The organism is Pseudomonas sp. GW821-FHT05D12 (assembly GCF_059419825.1).
Genome location: NZ_JBWKSN010000013.1, coordinates 16,397 through 33,315, shown reverse-complemented (window position 1 = coordinate 33,315; position 16,919 = coordinate 16,397). Strand labels below are relative to the sequence as shown.

16 protein-coding genes are annotated in these 16,919 nt (G+C 62.7%); 12 read left to right on the top strand and 4 right to left on the bottom strand.

The features are described from left to right. Nucleotides 1-44 precede the first annotated feature (44 nt). Nucleotides 45-533 carry a Bkd operon transcriptional regulator BkdR gene (gene bkdR, locus AC07SI_RS22995; protein ID WP_056861361.1) on the bottom strand — a complete coding sequence of 163 codons (489 nt, stop codon included), beginning with the start codon at nt 531-533 and terminating at the stop codon, nt 45-47. Nucleotides 534-728: 195 nt separating this feature from the next. On the opposite strand from bkdR, the gene AC07SI_RS22990 reads away from it, so the two are divergent. From AC07SI_RS22990 to AC07SI_RS22970, 5 genes are all read left to right on the top strand, one after another. Further along, nucleotides 729-1,964 carry a 3-methyl-2-oxobutanoate dehydrogenase (2-methylpropanoyl-transferring) subunit alpha gene (locus AC07SI_RS22990; RefSeq protein WP_065903960.1) on the top strand — a complete coding sequence of 412 codons (1,236 nt, stop codon included), beginning with the start codon at nt 729-731 and terminating at the stop codon, nt 1,962-1,964. Nucleotide 1,965: 1 nt separating this feature from the next. After that, complete coding sequence (locus AC07SI_RS22985; RefSeq protein WP_065903963.1) at nt 1,966-3,024, top strand: alpha-ketoacid dehydrogenase subunit beta; 1,059 nt, start codon at nt 1,966-1,968, stop codon at nt 3,022-3,024. Then, a complete protein-coding gene (locus AC07SI_RS22980; protein ID WP_495006565.1) occupies nt 3,025-4,281 on the top strand; it encodes a dihydrolipoamide acetyltransferase family protein in 1,257 nt (418 codons plus the stop codon). It begins immediately after the preceding gene. Nucleotides 4,282-4,285: 4 nt separating this feature from the next. Further along, on the top strand, nt 4,286-5,665 hold the full coding sequence (lpdA, locus tag AC07SI_RS22975) for a dihydrolipoyl dehydrogenase (protein WP_065903968.1): 1,380 nt from the start codon (nt 4,286-4,288) through the stop codon (nt 5,663-5,665). Between the two features lie 226 nt (nt 5,666-5,891). Next, on the top strand, nt 5,892-6,911 hold the full coding sequence (locus AC07SI_RS22970; RefSeq protein WP_065903971.1) for a branched-chain amino acid aminotransferase: 1,020 nt from the start codon (nt 5,892-5,894) through the stop codon (nt 6,909-6,911). Between the two features lie 117 nt (nt 6,912-7,028). On the opposite strand, the gene AC07SI_RS22965 is transcribed toward AC07SI_RS22970, so the two are convergent. Beyond that, nucleotides 7,029-7,925 carry a GNAT family acetyltransferase gene (locus tag AC07SI_RS22965; protein ID WP_495006564.1) on the bottom strand — a complete coding sequence of 299 codons (897 nt, stop codon included), beginning with the start codon at nt 7,923-7,925 and terminating at the stop codon, nt 7,029-7,031. A gap of 284 nt (nt 7,926-8,209) precedes the next feature. Between AC07SI_RS22965 and ctlX the strand changes: the two genes are divergently transcribed. The 7 genes from ctlX (at nt 8,210) to AC07SI_RS22930 (ending at nt 14,271) form a co-directional block, all read left to right on the top strand. Then, nucleotides 8,210-9,136: a citrulline utilization hydrolase CtlX gene (ctlX, locus tag AC07SI_RS22960; RefSeq protein ID WP_065903973.1), complete on the top strand. Its 927-nt coding sequence runs from the start codon at nt 8,210-8,212 to the stop codon at nt 9,134-9,136. Between the two features lie 11 nt (nt 9,137-9,147). Beyond that, nucleotides 9,148-10,194, top strand: coding sequence for an ornithine cyclodeaminase (gene ocd, locus AC07SI_RS22955; protein WP_495006563.1), 1,047 nt, complete (start codon nt 9,148-9,150; stop codon nt 10,192-10,194). A 379-nt stretch (nt 10,195-10,573) separates the two neighbouring features. Then, nucleotides 10,574-11,353: an ABC transporter substrate-binding protein gene (locus tag AC07SI_RS22950; RefSeq protein ID WP_495006562.1), complete on the top strand. Its 780-nt coding sequence runs from the start codon at nt 10,574-10,576 to the stop codon at nt 11,351-11,353. 169 nt (nt 11,354-11,522) lie between these two features. Further along, nucleotides 11,523-12,224, top strand: a complete 702-nt coding sequence (locus AC07SI_RS22945) for an ABC transporter permease (protein ID WP_106803316.1) — start codon at nt 11,523-11,525, stop codon at nt 12,222-12,224. Further along, nucleotides 12,221-12,934, top strand: coding sequence for an ABC transporter permease (locus AC07SI_RS22940; RefSeq protein WP_065903984.1), 714 nt, complete (start codon nt 12,221-12,223; stop codon nt 12,932-12,934). Before AC07SI_RS22945 ends, AC07SI_RS22940 begins: the two co-directional genes overlap by 4 nt. A gap of 3 nt (nt 12,935-12,937) precedes the next feature. Then, nucleotides 12,938-13,768 carry an ABC transporter ATP-binding protein gene (locus AC07SI_RS22935; protein WP_065903988.1) on the top strand — a complete coding sequence of 277 codons (831 nt, stop codon included), beginning with the start codon at nt 12,938-12,940 and terminating at the stop codon, nt 13,766-13,768. A 5-nt stretch (nt 13,769-13,773) separates the two neighbouring features. After that, nucleotides 13,774-14,271: an Lrp/AsnC family transcriptional regulator gene (locus tag AC07SI_RS22930; protein ID WP_065903991.1), complete on the top strand. Its 498-nt coding sequence runs from the start codon at nt 13,774-13,776 to the stop codon at nt 14,269-14,271. A gap of 449 nt (nt 14,272-14,720) precedes the next feature. Here the strand turns inward: AC07SI_RS22930 and AC07SI_RS22925 are convergent, their stop codons facing one another. Next, the gene (locus tag AC07SI_RS22925) at nt 14,721-15,602 is read right to left on the bottom strand and encodes a TIGR03915 family putative DNA repair protein (RefSeq protein WP_495006561.1); all 882 of its coding nucleotides are present in this window, start codon (nt 15,600-15,602) and stop codon (nt 14,721-14,723) included. Beyond that, nucleotides 15,599-16,819: a putative DNA modification/repair radical SAM protein gene (locus AC07SI_RS22920; RefSeq protein ID WP_495006560.1), complete on the bottom strand. Its 1,221-nt coding sequence runs from the start codon at nt 16,817-16,819 to the stop codon at nt 15,599-15,601. Before AC07SI_RS22920 ends, AC07SI_RS22925 begins: the two co-directional genes overlap by 4 nt. Nucleotides 16,820-16,919: the final 100 nt, after the last annotated feature.

The following is a 16,919-nucleotide window of genomic DNA, read 5'->3' as shown; positions in this document are numbered from 1 at the left end:
TCCCACATGTTGGGCTGTGTTTGGATCTGTGAGAGCGGTGTCAATCAATTGCCCAGGCTGATGCCATTGGCCGGCAGCGGCAGCGCGGTTTTGTAGCGCACTTGCTTGAGCGCAAAGCTGGAGCGGATGTTGGCCACGCCCGGCACCTTGGTCAGGAAATCCATCATGAAGCGCTCCAGCGACTGGATCGTCGGCACCAGCACGCGGATAAGGTAGTCCGGGTCGCCGGCCATCAGGTAGCACTCCATCACCTCGGGACGGTCGGAAATCGCCCCCTCGAACTGCTGCAACGCCAGTTCGTTCTGCTTTTCCAGGCTCACATGGATGAACACGTTGACGTGCAGCCCCAGCAGGTCGGCATCGAGCAGCGTGACCTGGTCACGAATCAGCCCAAGTTCCTCCATCGCCTTGACCCGGTTGAAACACGGCGTCGGCGACAGGTTGACCGAGCGGGCGAGGTCGGCGTTGGTGATCCGCGCATTCTCCTGCAGGGCGTTGAGAATGCCGATATCGGTACGGTCCAGTTTGCGCATGAGACAAAATCACCTGTTTATTATGTTTATGCAGTTTTTTTATCCGCAAATGATCCCGAGCGCAATGAAACACAGATAAATATTCTTCTACGCCACGCCTATGATTGTTGTAGGACAAGATTTCTTCTACCCGAAGACTGACTGTCAGCTAGCGCGCCCACTACAAGAAATTCACAAGATAGAGCGTAGAAAGCCATGACCCAGCAGTACGAACCACTGCGCCTGCACGTGCCTGAACCCTCAGGCCGCCCCGGCTGCAAGACCGACTTTACCTACCTGCGCCTGACCGACGCCGGCCTGGTGCGCAAACCCGCCATCGACGTAGAACCCGCCGACACCGCCGACCTGGCCAAGGGCCTGATCCGCGTCCTCGACGACCAGGGCCAGGCCCTGGGCCCGTGGGCCGAAGGTGTGCCGGTGGAGATCCTGCGCAAAGGCATGCGCGCGATGCTCAAGACGCGCATCTTCGACAACCGCATGGTCGTCGCCCAGCGTCAGAAAAAAATGTCGTTCTACATGCAAAGCCTTGGCGAAGAAGCCATCGGCAGCGCCCAGGCCCTGGCCTTGAACATCGACGACATGTGCTTCCCCACCTACCGCCAGCAAAGCATCCTGATGGCCCGCGACGTGCCGCTGGTGGACCTGATCTGCCAACTGCTGTCCAACGAGCGCGACCCGCTCAAGGGTCGCCAGTTGCCGATCATGTACTCGGTCAAGGACGCGGGTTTCTTCACCATTTCCGGCAACCTCGCCACCCAATTCGTACAAGGTGTGGGCTGGGGCATGGCCTCGGCGATCAAGGGCGATACCAAGATCGCCTCCGCCTGGATCGGCGACGGCGCCACGGCCGAATCGGACTTCCACACCGCCCTCACCTTCGCCCACGTCTACCGCGCGCCGGTGATCCTCAACGTGGTCAACAACCAATGGGCAATCTCCACCTTCCAGGCTATCGCCGGCGGTGAAGCCACCACCTTCGCCGGACGCGGCGTGGGCTGCGGCATCGCTTCCCTGCGGGTCGACGGCAACGATTTCATCGCGGTGTACGCCGCCTCCGCCTGGGCCGCCGAGCGTGCGCGCCGCAACCTCGGCCCGACCCTGATCGAATGGGTCACCTACCGCGCCGGTCCGCACTCAACCTCCGATGATCCGTCCAAATACCGGCCTGCCGACGACTGGAGTCACTTCCCGCTGGGCGACCCGATTGCCCGTCTCAAGCAGCACCTGATCAAGATTGGCCAGTGGTCCGAGGAGGAGCACGCGGCGGTCAGCGCTGAACTGGAAGCCGAAGTGATTGCGGCCCAGAAAGAAGCCGAACAGTACGGCACCCTGGCCGGTGGCCAGATTCCAAGCGCCGCGACCATGTTCGAAGACGTCTATAAAGAGATGCCGGAGCACTTGAAGCGCCAGCGTCAAGAGTTGGGGATCTGACATGAACGATCACAACAACAGCATCGAATTGGAAACCGCCATGACCACCACCACCATGACCATGATCCAGGCCCTGCGCTCGGCCATGGATGTGATGCTTGAGCGTGACGACAATGTGGTGGTATTCGGCCAGGACGTCGGTTACTTCGGCGGCGTATTCCGTTGCACCGAAGGCTTGCAGACCAAGTACGGCAGTTCGCGGGTGTTCGACGCGCCCATCTCCGAAAGCGGCATTATCGGCGTGGCCGTGGGCATGGGCGCCTATGGCCTGCGTCCGGTGGCAGAAATCCAGTTCGCCGACTACGTCTACCCGGCGACCGACCAGATCATCTCCGAAGCCGCCCGCCTGCGTTATCGCTCGGCCGGCCAGTTCACCGCGCCGCTGACCATGCGCATGCCTTGCGGCGGCGGCATCTACGGCGGCCAGACCCACAGCCAGAGTATCGAAGCGGTCTTCACCCAGGTCTGCGGCCTGCGCACCGTGATGCCGTCCAACCCGTATGACGCCAAGGGCCTGCTGATCGCCTCGATCGAAAACGATGACCCGGTGATCTTCCTCGAGCCCAAGCGCCTGTACAACGGCCCGTTCGACGGCCACCACGACCGCCCGGTGACGCCGTGGTCCAAGCACCCGCAAGCGCAGGTGCCGGACGGTTACTACACCGTGCCGCTCGACGTAGCCGCCATCGTGCGTCCGGGCTCGGCCGTCACGGTGCTGACCTACGGCACCACCGTGTATGTGTCGCAAGTCGCCGCCGAGGAAACCGGTATCGATGCCGAAGTCATCGACCTGCGCAGCCTGTGGCCACTGGACCTGGAAACCATCGTCAAGTCGGTGAAAAAGACCGGCCGTTGCGTGGTGGTGCATGAAGCCACCCGCACCTGCGGCTTTGGTGCCGAGTTGGTGTCGCTGGTGCAGGAGCATTGCTTCCATCACCTGGAAGCGCCGATCGAACGCGTCACCGGTTGGGACACCCCCTACCCGCACGCGCAGGAGTGGGCGTATTTCCCAGGGCCGTCCCGAGTGGGCGCGGCGTTGAAACGGGTCATGGAGGTCTGAATGGGCACGCACGTTATCAAGATGCCGGACATTGGCGAAGGCATCGCGGAAGTTGAACTGTCGGTGTGGCACGTGAAGGTCGGCGACATGGTCGTCGAAGACCAGGTGCTGGCAGATGTAATGACCGACAAGGCGATGGTGGACATTCCCTCGCCGGTGCACGGCAAGGTGATTGCACTCGGCGGCGAGCCGGGTGAAGTCATGGCCGTGGGCAGTATCTTGATCAGTATTGAAGTCGAAGGCGCCGGTAACGCCAAGGAAGCGCCTGCGGTAAGTGAACCGGTGAAAGCCGCTGCGGTGGTCGAAGCCAAGCCGGCGCCGGTTGAAAGCAAGCCGGCACCGGCAGTCATCAAGGCCCAGGCGCCGGTGGCGCGTGAAGCCGACGAACGCCCGCTGGCCTCCCCCGCCGTGCGCAAGCATGCGCTGGATGCCGGGATCCAGCTGCGCCTGGTCCAGGGCTCCGGCCCGGCGGGGCGCATTCTGCACGAAGACCTGGACGCTTACTTGCAGCAGCGACCGGCGCACCATCACAGCGCTGCCAACCCCTACGCCGAACGCACCAGCGAAGAACAGATCCCGGTGATCGGCATGCGCCGCAAGATCGCCCAGCGCATGCAGGATGCCACCCGGCGCGCCGCGCATTTCAGCTACGTGGAAGAGATCGACGTCACCGCCCTCGACGAGCTGCGCGTGCACCTCAACGAGAAGCACGGCGCCACGCGCGGCAAGCTGACCCTGCTGCCGTTTATCGTGCGGGCGATGGTCGTGGCGTTGCGCGACTTCCCGCAGATCAACGCGCGCTATGACGACGAAGCCCAGGTCATCACCCGGCTCGGCGCGGTGCATGTGGGTGTCGCCACCCAGAGCGACGTCGGCCTGATGGTACCGGTGGTGCGACACGCCGAAGCCCGCAGCCTGTGGGGCAACGCCGAGGAAATCGCGCGCCTGGCCACGGCCGCACGCAATGGCAAGGCCAGCCGCGATGAATTGTCGGGTTCGACCATTACCCTGACCAGCCTGGGCGCGCTCGGCGGCATCGTCAGCACCCCGGTGCTGAACTTGCCCGAAGTGGCCATCGTCGGCGTCAACCGTATCGTTGAGCGACCGATGGTGGTCAAGGGCCAGATCGTGGTGCGCAAGATGATGAACCTCTCCAGCTCCTTCGATCACCGCGTGGTCGATGGCATGGACGCGGCGCAATTCATCCAGGCCATCCGTGGCCTGCTCGAACAACCCGCCAGCCTGTACCTGGAGTAAGGGCATGACTCAGACATTGAATACCACGCTGCTGATCATCGGCGGCGGACCTGGCGGTTATGTGGCAGCGATCCGGGCTGGCCAGCTGGGCATCCCGACCATCCTGGTGGAAGGCCAGGCGCTGGGCGGCACCTGCCTGAACATCGGCTGCATCCCGTCCAAGGCCCTGATCCACGTGGCCGAACAGTTCCAGCAAACCATCCACCACAGCCAGGGCTCGCAACTGGGCATCGAAGTGGACGTGCCAACCCTTGACATCCGCAAGAGCGTGGAATGGAAAGATGGCATCGTCGACCGCCTGACCACCGGCGTTGCCGCGCTGCTGAAGAAGCACAAGGTGCAGGTCATCCACGGCTGGGCCAAGGTGGTGGACGGCAAGACCGTCGACGTCGGCGACCAGCGCATCCAGTGCGAGCACCTGCTGCTGGCCACCGGTTCGAAAAGCGTCAACCTGCCGATGTTGCCGATTGGCGGGCCGATCATTTCCTCCACCGAGGCCCTGGCGCCAACTCGCGTGCCCAAGCGCCTGATCGTGGTCGGTGGCGGTTATATCGGCCTGGAACTGGGGATTGCCTATCGCAAGCTTGGCGCGCAGGTCAGCGTCGTCGAAGCGCAGGACCGCATCCTGCCCGCCTACGACGCCGAGCTGACCCAGCCGGTGGCCGAATCCCTCAAGCACCTGGGCGTGAAGCTCTACCTCAAGCACAGCGTCACCGGGTTCGACAACAATAGCCTGCAGGTCCGCGATCCGAATGGCGACACCGTGTCGCTGGACGCCGATCAGGTACTGGTTGCCGTGGGTCGCAGACCCAACACCCAGGGCTGGAACCTCGAGGCACTGAACCTGGAAATGAATGGCGCCGCGATCAAGATCGACAGCCGTTGCCAGACCAGCATGCGCAATGTGTGGGCGATCGGCGACCTCAGCGGCGAACCGATGCTCGCGCACCGCGCCATGGCCCAGGGTGAAATGGTCGCCGAACTGATCAGCGGCAAGTCCCGCGAATTCAACCCGGCGGCCATCCCGGCCGTGTGTTTCACCGACCCCGAGCTGGTGGTGGTCGGCAAGACCCCGGACGAGGCCAAGGCGGCCGGACTGGATTGCATCGTGTCGAGTTTCCCGTTCGCGGCGAATGGCCGGGCCATGACCCTGGAGTCGAAAACCGGCTTCGTACGGGTGGTGGCGCGGCGTGACAATCACCTGATCGTCGGCTGGCAGGCCGTGGGCGTCGGCGTGTCCGAGCTGTCCACCGCCTTCGGCCTGAGCCTGGAAATGGGCGCGCGCCTGGAAGACGTGGCCGGCACCATCCACGCCCATCCGACGCTCGGCGAAGCCGTGCAGGAAGCCGCTTTAAGGGCCCTGGGCCACGCGCTGCACCTTTAACAACCGCGGTGAGGCCATCGCAGGCAAGCCAGCTCCCACAGGTAAAATGCATTGCAAATGGGGGCGCTGGCTTGCCTGCGATAGCGGTGGATCAGCCAATACAGCTGCTGAATGGCCCGCCCACCCGCTCCCACACCGGCCAAGAATGAAGTATTGTTGCGCCCATCCAGAAAAAAACCGACAAGCCTGCCTTCGACCAGGCGGTTGACCAGAGATAGAGGGTGTCATGGGTAACGAAAGCATCAATTGGGACAAGCTGGGTTTTGACTACATCAAGACCGACAAACGGTTTCTCCAGGTCTGGAAAGACGGTGAGTGGCAAAAAGGCACCCTGACCGACGACAACGTGCTGCACATCAGCGAGGGCTCCACCGCCCTGCACTATGGCCAACAGTGCTTCGAAGGCCTCAAGGCCTACCGTTGCAAGGACGGCTCGATCAACCTGTTCCGCCCGGACCAGAACGCCGCCCGCATGCAACGCAGCTGCGCCCGCCTGCTGATGCCACATGTGTCGACCGAAGACTTCATTGAAGCCTGCAAACAAGTGGTCAAGGCCAACGAGCGCTTCATCCCGCCGTACGGCAGTGGCGGCGCGCTGTACCTGCGCCCGTTCGTGATCGGCACCGGTGACAACATCGGCGTGCGTACCGCGCCGGAGTTCATCTTCTCGGTGTTCGCGATCCCGGTCGGTGCCTACTTCAAGGGCGGCCTGGTGCCGCACAACTTCCAGATCTCCACCTTCGACCGCGCCGCGCCACAGGGCACCGGTGCCGCCAAGGTCGGTGGCAACTACGCCGCCAGCCTGATGCCGGGTTCCGAAGCGAAGAAATCCGGATTCGCCGACGCGATCTACCTGGACCCGATGACCCATTCGAAGATCGAGGAAGTCGGCTCGGCGAACTTCTTCGGGATCACCCACGACAACAAGTTCATCACGCCGAAGTCGCCTTCGGTGCTGCCAGGCATCACCCGCCTGTCGTTGATCGAGCTGGCCAAGACCCGCCTGGGCCTGGAAGTGATCGAGGGCGAAGTGTTCATCGACAAACTGGCGGACTTCAAGGAAGCCGGCGCCTGCGGCACTGCCGCCGTGATCTCGCCAATCGGCGGCATCCAGTACAACGGCAAGCTGCACGTGTTCCACAGCGAAACCGAAGTCGGCCCGATCACCCAACAGCTCTACAAAGAGCTGACCGGCGTGCAAACCGGCGACATCGAAGCCCCGGCGGGCTGGATCGTCAAGGTCTGACAGCCCACACCCGGCTGAGCCACACGACCCTGTAGGAGCCGGCTTGCCGGCGATGGCTACCCTGAATACTGCATTGGATTCAAGGGCCTCATCGCCGGCAAGCCGGCTCCGACAGGTTTATGCCTCGCTCTTGGGGATGTTCGCGGCAATCTTCTTGCCCATGCTGATCCTCGCCTCCACCCCATACCCCAACGCCTCGTAGAAAGCCGCCACCGCCTCGTTGCCACTGGTGACCTGCAGATTGATCTTCATGCAGCCCAGGGCCGTCAATGCCTGCTCGGCATAGCGCACCAGCGAGGAACCCAGGCCATGACGCCGATAATCAGCGTGCACGGCTACCGAATACAGCCAGCCGCGATGGCCGTCGTAGCCGGCCAGAATCGTGCCGATCACCACCTTCTTGTCCGTTGCCACGAAAAACAGCCCATCGTTGACGGCCAGCTTCTTATCAATGGCCAGGGTTGGCAGGTTGTGCGCGGTGTCATACCCGAATGCCTCCTGCCACAACGCCACCACCTGCGCCCGATGCTGGCGGTCGCGATAGAGTCCGATGGGATGGCGCGACAACAGCGTCTTCTCCATCACCAAGGTGCGCTCGTTGCCGTGGTAAACATCGCGGACCGTTTGAAACCCCAGCTTGGTATAGAACGGTTCGGCGGTCAGCGAAGACGGCACACTCAACATCGTCACCCCGGCCTCGCGGGCGCGCACTTCGATTTCAATCATCAACAGCCGGCCAATGCCCTGCCCTTGCAGCGCCGGATTGACGAACACCGAGCGCACCACATTGGCGTCCAGGGCGGCCGTGGCGACAATCACCTGCTCCTGCACCGCCACCAGCACCACCCGGCGCGTCAGCAATGCCAGCACTGCATCGGGGGTGAAGTTAGCCGCTACCCGGGCAATCACATCCGCGGGGTAATCCCGCGCATTGCTGCTGTGCAAGGCCGCCAGGATAACCTGGCTGATTCCCTCGGCATCGGCGGGTTGGGCAGTACGGACAGCGGTCGACATAGTTGCTCCTTGCTGCGGCGGTTTGGCAGACGCCACCATACCAATGTGGGAGCGGGCTTGCTCGCGAATGCGCAGTGGCAGTCAGCCAATCCGGTGGTGACAGACCCTATCGCGAGCAAGCCCGCTCCTACCTTTCGCCCCTGCTCCAACCCTTACAGCCGATTCGGCTGCCTTACCCACCTTTTCAGCTTTCCCGGCTGAGCCACCCCTTCGTTTCAGCCGGGATTCATCCCGCACAAGCGACAAAATAGCGCCACTGCTCAACCCCATGGATCCGTGCACCCATGCAAACCACCAACACCGTCCTGATGATTCGCCCGGCGCGCTTTGCCTTCAACCCGGACACCGCGATCAACAACCGTTTCCAGCGCCCGCCCCTTGACCCGCTCAGTGCACAGCACAAAGCGCTGGAAGAGTTCGATGGCTATGTCGACACGCTGCGCCAGCATGGCGTGGAAGTCCTGGTGGTGCAGGACACGCCGGCGCCCCACACTCCCGATTCGATTTTCCCCAACAACTGGTGGAGCAGCCACGCCGACGGCAGCCTGGTGCTGTACCCGATGGAAGGCCAGAACCGACGACTGGAGCGCAACAAAGGTGTGCTGCAAGTGCTGGAACAGCGCTTTGCGATCAAGCACACCATCGACCTGAGTCACCTCGAACAACAGAACATTTTCCTCGAAGGCACCGGCAGCATGGTGCTCGACCGCCAGCATCGCATCAGCTACGCCTGCCACTCCGGGCGCACCCATCACGACGCCCTGCGCCAGTTCGCCGAACGCCTCGACTACCAACTGTGCGTGTTCCACGCCGTCGACCGCCACCACGCGCCGATCTACCACAGCAACGTGATGATGAGCGTCGGCCGCGACCTCTCGGTGGTGTGCCTGCAAGCCCTGCCCCATGCCGACGAGCGCCAGGCCCTGGAACGCTCCCTGCGTGACACCGGCAAAGACATCCTCGCCCTCGACTTCGACCAGCTCGAAGCCTTCGCCGGCAACATGCTTGAAGTCCACGACCGCGACGGCCAGCCGCTGCTGGTGATGTCGGCCAGCGCCTGGGGTGCCCTGCAACCGGCCCAGCGTGCGCACGTGGAACGCCACACCCGGCCGGTGGTGGTGAACATCGACAACATCGAACGCATCGGCGGCGGCAGTGCCCGCTGCATGCTGGCCGAAGTGCATCTGCCGGCCCGTCCCTCATTTCAATAAGGAGTCTTGCCATGACCCGTTATATCGACGTCAACGATCTCAGCTACCTGGTCTCGCAAAAAGGCCTGCAAACCTGCATCACCGAGATGGCCCAGTACATCCGCGCCGACTACCTGCGCTGGCAGGATTTCGAGAAGTGCGCGCGCCTGGCCAACCACTCGCCGGACGGCGTGATCGAGTTGATGCCGGTCTCGGACGCCTCGCTGTATGCCTTCAAGTACGTCAACGGCCACCCGAAGAACACCCTGGCCGGGATGCTCACCGTCATGGCATTCGGCGCCCTGGGTGACGTCGACACCGGCAAGCCGGTGCTGCTGGCGGAAATGACCCTGACCACGGCGATTCGTACCGCTGCGACGTCGGCGCTGGTCGCCCGCTACCTGGCCCGCGACAACAGCCGCAGCATGGCGTTGATCGGCAATGGCTCGCAGAGTGAGTTCCAGGCCCTGGCCTTCCACGCCATGCTCGGCATCAACGAAATCCGCCTGTTCGATATCGACCCCAAGGCCACCGCCAAGCTGGCGGCCAACCTCAAGGCCTTCCCGGCAATCAAAGTGATCCTCGCCGGCAGCGTGGCGGAAGCGGTCAAGGGTGCGGACATCGTCACCACCGTCACTGCCGACAAGGCCTACGCCACCATCCTCACCGATGACATGATCGAACCCGGCATGCACCTCAACGCCGTGGGCGGCGACTGCCCGGGCAAGACCGAGCTGGACCGACGTATCGTCGAGCGCGCCCGCGTGATCGTCGAGTACGAACCGCAAAGCCGTATCGAAGGTGAAATCCAGCACATGCCGGAAGATTCGCCGGTGACCGAGCTGTGGCAGGTGATCAACGGCCAACAGCCCGGCCGCGAGAATGCGCGCCAGGTGACCCTGTTCGATTCGGTCGGTTTTGCCATCGAAGACTACTCGGCCCTGCGCTACGTCCTGGACGTGGCCAAGGCGCTGGACGTGGGCAGCGAACTGGAACTGGTACCGGACCTCGCCGACCCGAAAGACCTGTTTGCGCGCCTGGCCCAGCAACCCCGCGTACAGCAGAAAAAGCGCGCCTGAGACCGCTCTGGCCTGCCGCTTTGCGCCCGGGGCAGGCCAGAATCGAGGGGGTCAAAAGCCGATTCAGCGGGTGCGGCAGCCGATTCCGCTGCATTGGCAGTTTTAACAGCGCAATTTGCGCTTTAACCCCCAACCAAACGACACAAAAAACGCACCACTATGAAGCATTCTCTGTGCCGAGCGGGGTTGCCCGCGACAGGCTGTGAAGCTGCCCCGTACATGCTCCACGAACGACCCAAAAGACACGGTGACAGGATTCAGGACTGCTGCGCAGTCCAAGGGGGGCGAGCCCCCTCGCCACGAAGAGCCCTGCACCCTGGAAAACATTGCTTGATCCGTTTACTGCCCTGACATCAATTACAAAATATAGGGAATACACATGACTCCACTGCGATCACTTTTCGCTGCATTGCTGTTGCCACTGTGTGCAACCGCTGCCCACGCCCAGGATTGGCAAGAAATCCGCTTCGGCGTATTCCCCGAGTATCCCCCCTTCGAATCCGTGGCCGCCGATGGCAGCCTGCAAGGCTTCGATATCGAATTGGGCAACGCCATCTGCGCCAAGCTCGAGGTCAAATGCACCTGGGTGCACAACGAATTCGACGGCATGATCCCGGCCCTGCGCGCGCGCAAATTCGACGCCATCATGTCGTCCATGGCCGTGACCCCGGCACGCGAGAAAGTCATCGACTTCAGCGACCGGCTGTTCCTCAGCCCAACGTCGGTGATCACCCGCAAAAACGCCGACTTTGGCGACACCCCGCAATCCCTCAACGGCAAGCAGGTCGGCGTGCTGCAAGGCTCGCTGCAGGAAGCCTATGCCCGCGCGCAACTGGCCAAGCTGGGTGCCCAGATCAAGGCGTACCAGTCCCAGGAGCAAAACTACGCCGACCTGCAGAACGGCCGCCTCGATGCCACCCTGACCGACAAGCTCGAAGCCCAGCTCAACTTCCTGTCCAAGCCTGAAGGCGCCGACTTCAAGACCGGCCCGGCCTTCAAGGACCCGACCCTGCCGCTGGACATCGCCATGGGCCTGCGCAAGAACGACCAGGCGCTGCGCGAGCTGATCAACAAAGGCATCGCCGCCGTCCAGGCCGATGGCACCTACGCCAAGATCCAGAAGAAGTACTTCGGCGACCAGGACATCTACAACGAGTGATGCCAACGCCTCACCCCTGTAGGACCTGGCTTGTGCGCAAGGGGTTCACCGCCGATGACGGCGTGTCAGTCGACACTGGTATGGACTGACCCACTGCTATCGGGGGCAAGCCCCCTCCCCCATCAGCCGGCTGCTACAAGGGTCGTCTGCGCCCTTTAGAGACTCTCCCATGAACGAACTCCTCAACCTGCAAGGCTACGGCCCGATGCTGGCCCAGGGCGCCTGGATGACGCTCAAGCTGGCGTTCCTCGCGCTGGCCCTGAGCCTCTCCCTCGGCCTGATCGCGGCTGGCGCCAAACTCTCCAGCGCCAAATGGCTAAGGGTGCCGGCCACGCTCTACACCACGCTGATCCGCAGCGTGCCGGACCTGGTGCTGATCCTGCTGATCTTCTACAGCCTGCAACTGTGGCTCAACGACCTCAGCGAAGTGTTCGGCTGGGATTACTTTGAAATCGACCCATTCACCGCCGGGGTGATCACCCTGGGCTTTATCTACGGCGCGTATTTCACCGAGAACTTTCGCGGTGCGATCCTCAGTGTGCCGGTCGGCCAACTCGAAGCCGCCACCGCCTACGGCCTGAGCCGCTGGCAGCGCTTTCACCTGGTGCTGTTCCCGCAACTGATGCGCTTTGCCCTGCCGGGCCTGGGCAATAACTGGCTGGTGCTGCTCAAGTCCACCGCGCTGGTGTCGATCATCGGCCTGTCAGACCTGGTCAAGGCCGCGCAAAACGCTGGCAAGACCACCAACGAGCCGCTGTATTTCCTGATCCTCGCCGGCCTCGTGTACCTGGTGATCACCACCCTGTCCAACCGCATCTTCAAGCGCCTTGAGCGGCGCTACAACCTCGGTATCAAGGGGATGGCGCGATGATCGAACTGTTCCAGCAATACGGCCTGGCCTATCTGTTCAGTGATGGCGCGGGGCTGTCCGGCGTCGCCATGACCCTGTGGCTGTTCATTATCTCGGTGGTGTTCGGCTTCGTCCTGTCGATCCCGCTGGCACTCGCGCGCGTCTCGGAGCACTTCTGGCTGCGCTGGCCGGTGGAGGTCTATACCTACCTGTTTCGCGGCACGCCGCTGTATATCCAACTGCTGATTTGCTACACCGGGCTGTACAGCCTGGAGGTGGTGCAGGACAACGCCCTGCTCAACCAGTTTTTCCGCAACGCACTCAACTGCACCTTGCTGGCGTTCGTGCTGAATACCTGCGCCTACACCGTGGAAATCTTCGCCGGCGCGATCCGCAACATTCCCCATGGCGAAATCGAAGCCGCACGCGCCTACGGCCTGCACGGCTGGCGTCTCAACCTGTTTGTGGTGGTCCCCGCCGCCTTGCGCCGTGCGTTACCGGCCTACAGCAACGAAATGATCCTGATGCTGCACGCCACGTCGCTGGCGTTCACCGCCACCGTCGCCGACATCCTCAAGGTGGCCCGCGATGCCAACGCCGAGACGTTCCTGACGTTCCAGGCCTTCGGCATCGCCGCCCTGCTCTACATGCTGCTGTCCTTTGCACTGGTGGGCCTGTTCCGACTGGCCGAACGTCGCTGGATGCGTTTTCTTGTTCCTACCCGAGGCTAACCCATGAATCAGTCCGCGCAGGCCCTGGCCACTTATCCGGTCGACATACCCGTCAGCAAAACTGCAACGGCGGCCGTCAAGCTGCAAGTCGAAGGCATCCATAAACGCTACGGCGAACACGAAGTGCTCAAGGGCGTGTCCCTCAACGCACGCAACGGCGATGTGATCAGCCTGATCGGCGCCAGTGGCTCGGGCAAGAGCACGATGCTGCGCTGCATCAACTTTCTCGAACAACCCGATGCCGGGGTGATCACCCTGGACGGCATCAGCATCGAAATGCGCCAGGGCCGCGCCGGCACCCGCGCGCCGCACCAGGAGCAACTGCAGAATCTGCGCACGCGCCTGGCCATGGTGTTCCAGCACTTCAACCTGTGGAGCCACATGACCGTGCTGGAAAACATCACCATGGCGCCGCGCCGGGTGCTTGGCGTGAGTGCCGCCGACGCGGAAAAACGTGCACGCATGTACCTCGACAAGGTCGGTCTGCCCGGCCGTGTGGCGGATCAATACCCGGCGTTCCTGTCCGGTGGCCAGCAGCAGCGCGTGGCTATCGCACGCGCATTGGCGATGGAGCCGGAAATCATTCTGTTCGATGAGCCGACGTCGGCACTCGACCCGGAACTTGTAGGAGAAGTCCTCAAAGTCATACAGACGTTGGCCGAGGAAGGTCGTACCATGCTGATGGTCACCCACGAGATGGGCTTTGCCCGCCAGGTGTCCAGCCAAGTGTTGTTTTTGCACCAGGGCCGGGTCGAGGAACAAGGCGGCGCCGAGATTCTCGACCACCCCAGCAGCGAGCGCTTGCAGCAATTTCTTTCCAACCGTTTGAAGTGAAACCCATGGATACCAAGGCCAACGGACCCCATTCTTCTCCTGCGCTGGACCGCATCGACGAGGCAATCATCGACGTACTGCGCCATCAGGGGCGTATCACCTACGAAAAGCTCTCGTCGCTGGTGCACCTCACGCCCAGGCCCTGCCTGGAACGGGTGCGCAAGCTGGAGCGACGTGGGGTGATCCGTGGATATGGGGCGATCATCGATGTGCAGATGGTCTCACCGGGGCTGTCGCTGCTGGTGCTGGTGGCCTTGTCCAACCAGAGTGGCCGCTCGGCGCAAAAGGCCTTCGAAGCCTGCATCAAGGCCTGTCCGCAGGTGTTCGAATGCCAGTTGATCAGCGGGCCGTTCGACTACAGCCTGCGCATGCGCTGCCGCGACATGGAACACTACCGGGTGCTGACCGAGACCTGGTTGAACAATGATGAATTGCACATCGACAAACTGGTCGCGCACCCGGAGTTGGCGGTGGTCAAGAACACCGCCACCGAACTGACCTGAGGCCCCACCTGCCTGGACCATGAAGATCCCGTATGTGTGTGTGTGTGGGATTGGGTGCCGACCAATATCCGAGCGGGCGATACAACCCGGTCCCACCCCTGGAATACAACCCAATGTGGGAGCGGGCAAGCCCGCTCCCACAGTTTTAATCGCTGTTCGGGCTGGGGATTGGGGACTTGCCAATATCCGAGCGGGCGATACAACCCGGTTCCAACCTTGGAATACAACCACAGGTGGGAGCGGGCTTGCTCGCGAAGGCGGTAGATCAGCCACCTTCTTCAGCGACTGATACACCGCCTTCGCGGGCAAGCCCGCTCCCACAGTTTTGATCGCTGTTTGGGCTGGGGATTGGGGGCATGCCAATATCCGAGCGGGCGATACAACTCGGTTCCAACCTTGGAATACAACTCAATGTGGGAGCTGGCTTGCCTGCGATAGCGGAGCACCCGTCAACGTTGATCCAACTGACACGCCGCCATCGCCGGCAAGCCAGCGCCGCCATTGATCGGATTGGCAATTCTCTTTCCGGGTCGGGCTCCAATCAGCTTTGCCTGCCCATCCTTCTGCTTGCCGGTGCGCGCTTCGCTGATCAATCCCGGGATCAACTTGCCCTCCGGCAGGTTCTTCCAGAACCGGCTGGGCAAGTGGCCTTCCATGACCTTGGGGTTCAGGCGCGCCGGGTTGAAGATGTGGCTGTAGTAGGTCAACCACATGGCACTGTGCGGGTCTTCGATATTCTGCGCCAGTTGCTGCCAGGCCTCGGGGCACTCGCGCTGATGATTCAACTGTTCGCCGTCGTAATACACCCCATCCAGCGGCGTGGCGATCATCCAGCGATGGCGTCCCATGCGCCCGATAAAATGCTGGCTCGCGCTTTTCAGGATGTCATGGGCCGGCTCATGCCAGGCGACGTACTCCGGCAACTCCGGCCCCGCCTCTGCTGGCACGGCGATAAAGCGCACAAACGCGTGCAAGTGATGGGCCTCGCGACTCACCTGCTTGATCCGCCGCTGCAGCTCGCTGCCGAGCTTGTCCCCCGCCAGCATCGCGGTGCGGTCGCCATGACTGACGCGCCATAACACCTCATACAACAGGCTCCAGCGCTGATCGCCGTGGTAACAGGCAGCCGACTCGAGCAACTCCAGGAGTGCCTTGGGAATCCGCGCCTGGAACGGACCAAGCCCCGCCGGAATCGGCTCGTCGGTGGCAAACAGGTCCGCCACCTCGGCCTCGCCCCAGCTCACCTGGCTGGGGTCGACCTGATGGCTGAGCAACCAGCGCGCCTGCTCGCGCCAGGTGCTGAAGAGGTTGTCGCATTCGAGGCTGATCATCCCCACAACCCCATCTGTTGCGGCTGCGGGCGGTCGCGCAATTGTTCGCGCAGCAGCACGCTGGTGCTGTCGGCCTGCTGCGGGTGGTAATCGCTGGTGATGAAAAACGGCTTGGCCTTGGCCAGCACGCAGCGCATGCGCGCCAGGTCTTCGAAGCGGATCTTGCGCTCACACCGCAGGTCGACCAGGCGTTGGGTGGTACGCAGGCCAATGCCGGGGATACGGGCGATGAGCGTCGGCTCGGCGCGGTTGAGGTCCAGCGGGAACACCTCGCGATGTTCCAGCGCCCAGGCCAACTTGGGGTCGATGTCCAGGGCCAGGTGGCCGGGGCCCTGGAACAGCTCACCGGCACTGAAGCCGTAGCTGCGCAGCAGGAAGTCCGCCTGGTACAAGCGGTGCTCGCGCATCAATGGCGGCGCGGCCAGCGGCACGCTTTTCGGGCTGTTGGGGATCGGGCTGAAGGCCGAGTAATACACGCGGCGCAGCTTGAAGTTGCCGTACAGCGCCTCGGCCCCGTGGAGGATGGTGCTGTCGTCGGTATCATCGGCGCCGACGATCATCTGCGTGCTCTGCCCGGCCGGGGCAAAACGCGGCGCGCGCGGTTCGTTGAATACCGTCTGTTCGCCGGTGTAGATGGTCTGCATGGCCTGCTTGATCGAGCCGATCTGTTTCTCCGGCGCCAGCGTCTGCAGGCTGGCATCGGTAGGCAACTCGATATTCACACTCAGCCGATCGGCGTAGCGCCCGGCCTCGGCGATCAGCGCCGGGTCAGCCTCGGGGATGGTCTTGAGGTGGATGTAGCCGCGAAAGTCATGTTCTTCGCGCAGCAATTTGGCCACGCGGACGAGCTGCTCCATGGTGTAGTCGGCCGAACGGATGATGCCCGAGCTGAGAAACAGCCCGCTGACGCAATTGCGCCGGTAGAAATCCAGGGTCAGGGTCACCACCTCCTCCGGGCTGAAACGTGCGCGGGGCACATCGCTGGAACGGCGGTTGACGCAGTATTGGCAGTCGTAGAGACAGAAGTTGGTGAGCAGCACCTTGAGCAGCGACACACAGCGCCCGTCCGGGGTATAGCTGTGGCAGATGCCCATGCCGTCGGTGGAACCCAGCCCCGCCTTGCCCTCCGAGCTGCGCTTGGGCGCGCCGCTGCTCGCGCAGGAGGCGTCGTACTTGGCGGCGTCGGCGAGGATGCTGAGTTTTTCGATCAACTGCATGGAGGGCTACCGATACTGGTTTTTTGTACAGTATCAGCGAGCAATCCCGAATACCAGCCTGGAATGATGACTGGTAGGCGAAGGGCTTGTCGTATCGTCG

What these genes read in the sequence shown, in the direction of transcription:
- lpdA (WP_065903968.1), top strand. Translation starts at nt 4,286, where the DNA reads ATGACTCAGACATTGAATACCACGCTGCTGATCATCGGCGGCGGACCT.
- AC07SI_RS22920 (WP_495006560.1), bottom strand. Translation starts at nt 16,819, where the DNA reads ATGCAGTTGATCGAAAAACTCAGCATCCTCGCCGACGCCGCCAAGTAC.
- AC07SI_RS22985 (WP_065903963.1), top strand. Translation starts at nt 1,966, where the DNA reads ATGAACGATCACAACAACAGCATCGAATTGGAAACCGCCATGACCACC.
- AC07SI_RS22935 (WP_065903988.1), top strand. Translation starts at nt 12,938, where the DNA reads ATGAATCAGTCCGCGCAGGCCCTGGCCACTTATCCGGTCGACATACCC.
- AC07SI_RS22965 (WP_495006564.1), bottom strand. Translation starts at nt 7,925, where the DNA reads ATGTCGACCGCTGTCCGTACTGCCCAACCCGCCGATGCCGAGGGAATC.
- AC07SI_RS22945 (WP_106803316.1), top strand. Translation starts at nt 11,523, where the DNA reads ATGAACGAACTCCTCAACCTGCAAGGCTACGGCCCGATGCTGGCCCAG.
- ctlX (WP_065903973.1), top strand. Translation starts at nt 8,210, where the DNA reads ATGCAAACCACCAACACCGTCCTGATGATTCGCCCGGCGCGCTTTGCC.
- AC07SI_RS22925 (WP_495006561.1), bottom strand. Translation starts at nt 15,602, where the DNA reads ATGATCAGCCTCGAATGCGACAACCTCTTCAGCACCTGGCGCGAGCAG.
- AC07SI_RS22930 (WP_065903991.1), top strand. Translation starts at nt 13,774, where the DNA reads ATGGATACCAAGGCCAACGGACCCCATTCTTCTCCTGCGCTGGACCGC.
- AC07SI_RS22950 (WP_495006562.1), top strand. Translation starts at nt 10,574, where the DNA reads ATGACTCCACTGCGATCACTTTTCGCTGCATTGCTGTTGCCACTGTGT.
- ocd (WP_495006563.1), top strand. Translation starts at nt 9,148, where the DNA reads ATGACCCGTTATATCGACGTCAACGATCTCAGCTACCTGGTCTCGCAA.
- AC07SI_RS22940 (WP_065903984.1), top strand. Translation starts at nt 12,221, where the DNA reads ATGATCGAACTGTTCCAGCAATACGGCCTGGCCTATCTGTTCAGTGAT.
- AC07SI_RS22980 (WP_495006565.1), top strand. Translation starts at nt 3,025, where the DNA reads ATGGGCACGCACGTTATCAAGATGCCGGACATTGGCGAAGGCATCGCG.
- bkdR (WP_056861361.1), bottom strand. Translation starts at nt 533, where the DNA reads ATGCGCAAACTGGACCGTACCGATATCGGCATTCTCAACGCCCTGCAG.
- AC07SI_RS22970 (WP_065903971.1), top strand. Translation starts at nt 5,892, where the DNA reads ATGGGTAACGAAAGCATCAATTGGGACAAGCTGGGTTTTGACTACATC.
- AC07SI_RS22990 (WP_065903960.1), top strand. Translation starts at nt 729, where the DNA reads ATGACCCAGCAGTACGAACCACTGCGCCTGCACGTGCCTGAACCCTCA.